Origin of the sequence: Draconibacterium orientale, from assembly GCF_900111425.1 — a bacterium.
In the GTDB taxonomy this organism is placed as follows: Bacteria; Bacteroidota; Bacteroidia; order Bacteroidales; family Prolixibacteraceae; genus Draconibacterium; species Draconibacterium orientale.
The window spans coordinates 1-2506 of sequence record NZ_FOHT01000077.1 but is presented as its reverse complement, the minus strand read 5'-3'; the positions used below and the strand labels follow the sequence as shown (position 1 = coordinate 2506).

General features: G+C 42.5%; 2 protein-coding genes. Both read left to right on the top strand.

The features are described from left to right. Positions 1–1491, top strand: a 1491-nt coding sequence (locus BMW53_RS20520; protein ID WP_074781172.1) for a T9SS type B sorting domain-containing protein, incomplete at its 5' end; no start/stop codon positions are given. 39 nt (positions 1492–1530) lie between these two features. Further along, on the top strand, positions 1531–2481 hold the full coding sequence (locus tag BMW53_RS20515) for a PorP/SprF family type IX secretion system membrane protein (RefSeq protein ID WP_168136418.1): 951 nt from the start codon (positions 1531–1533) through the stop codon (positions 2479–2481). Positions 2482–2506: the final 25 nt, after the last annotated feature.

Below are 2506 nucleotides of genomic sequence, written 5' to 3'. Positions count from 1 at the left end.
ATTACGGTTCAACTGGATGCAAACGGTGTTGCAACCATAACTGTTGATGATATCAACGGCGGAGCAACTGACAATTGTGGAACTATCGACACCATGTTTATCAGCCAGGAAACTTTCAACTGCGATAACGTTGGTGAAAACCAGGTTACATTAACTGCAATCGATGAATGTGGAAACGAAGCAACTTGTACAGCCACTGTTACTGTTGAAGAAGGTGATGCTGATTGTGGCTTCGATCCATTCAAAGCAAACGATGATATTCTGACTTTGATTTACTGTCCGGGTGAAACAGTTTCCGGAGAGCTTGATTTGTTTGCCAACGATGAAGGGTTTACCCGCGAAAATGTAAGCTTTACTATTCTTACCGATTTGCCAAACGGAGTAAGCGCTACAGATGGTAATTTAATTTATGTGAATGAAGAACCAACTGAAGCTGTTATTACTTTCACTTACTCAGTATGCCATACCGTTAATACCGAAAACTGCGACACTGCTGAAGTTACAATTGTTGTCCTTCTGGATACCGATTGCGACGGCGTACCTAACAATGATGATATCGACGACGACGATGATGGAATCCTGGATATTATCGAAGAGGAAAATGCTCTGGATCAAACATCGCTTGATTCTGACGGAGACGGTATTGTTGACCGATTAGACATTGACTCGGATAATGACGGTATTGTTGACAACATTGAGTGGCAATCAACAATTGCTGAAGATGGAGAATACGACTACATCCTTCCGCTGGGAATTGACTCAAACGGAGATGGATGGGATGACGCCTACGATCCTACCAGCAACGGTATTACTTACGAACCATGGGATATGGACTTAGACGGGACTCCGGATTACTTAGACACTGATACCGATAGCGAAGGTGAAGACGACAACGTTGAAGGTTGGGATGAATTCCCGAATGATTCGATAGCAGATGTAAGCTTCATTGGCAGCGATGCTGACGGTGATGGACTCGACGATGCTTACGATACTTACAACACCACTACCGAAGGATGGACACGTGGACAAAATGCGATCGGTTCTAATGCCTACTTGCAGGATACAGATGCTGATGGTGTACGCGACTGGAGAGATGCAGTGGATGACAGAACGCCACCTGAGCAGTTTGCTTGTGGTGAACCGGTTATTCCAAACGCCTTTTCGCCAAACCAGGATGGTTACAACGATTATTTCAAAATAATGATTTATTGTACTGGCGATCAGGGCGGCAGCGACGAAAGAGTATTGGGTGACGATTTCAATGATGCCAGAATAGAAATCTTTAACCGATGGGGTAACCTGGTTTACGAGCAGGAACGCTACGGAAATGAAAGCTACTGGGGAGATGTAGATGCATGGTGGGACGGAAGTTCGATGCACGATATGCAGCTTGGTAACAACCAGTTGCCAACAGCAACCTATTACTACATACTGTACTTTAACGATGGAAGCAGAGAACCTATTACCGGATTCGTATTCCTAAATAATTAATTGATTAATTAATGAATGTCCAATCTGAAAAAATTTAAAATGATGAAAGCAAAATTAAATATAATCAAAGGTTTAGGGATTCTGGCAATAGTAGTAGCAGCATTTACGTCAAATGCACAACAGGACCCCATGTTTACTCAATACATGTTCAATACACAAACCATTAACCCGGCTTATGCCGGTACATGGGAATCGGTAGGGTTCATGGCACTCGGACGTCATCAGTGGACCGGTTGGGACGGTGCTCCTACAACTTATACCTTTTCCATACAGGCTCCGCTAAAAAATGAACGTGTGGCACTGGGCTTAAATGTACTTAACGATAAAACCGGATTGGAAAAACGTTTTTATGTTTTTGCCGATTATTCGTACCTGGTTCCTGTTAGCGAGAAAACAAATCTGAGGCTGGGACTTAAAGGTGGTTTTACCAATTATTCGAACAATTTAGCAGCGTACACCATTCTAGACCCGGGCGATCCGAATTTTGCAGGCGAAATAAAAAATGCATTCAAACCAAACTTTGGTGTTGGTGCCTTTTTATACAGCAAAAGAGCCTATGTGGGTCTTTCTGTTCCGAAATTAGTGAGCACTACCTTTGAAAACGATATGGAAAGCTTTTCGGTTGATGGTGAATTACGTCACTATTTCCTGATTGCCGGTGCCGTTTTTGATATGGGCGAAAATGTAAAATTCAAACCTACCATGTTTACCAAAGCATCGTTTACCTCTGAAACAGGTACACCGCTTCAGTTCGACCTTACCGGAAACTTCCTTATTAAGGAGAAATTCTGGCTCGGAGCGATGTATCGTACCGGATCTTCTTACGGGTTTATTGCCCAATGGATATTCGACCAGAAATTACGTGTTGGGTATGCCATCGATTTTACAACCAACAATATGAAACATTACAGCAACGGAACACACGAAGTAATGATATCGTACGAACTAAGATTTAAGAAAGAAGAAGTGGTATCGCCAAGATACTTCTAACGAAAATATTTTGATGTTGTGTTTA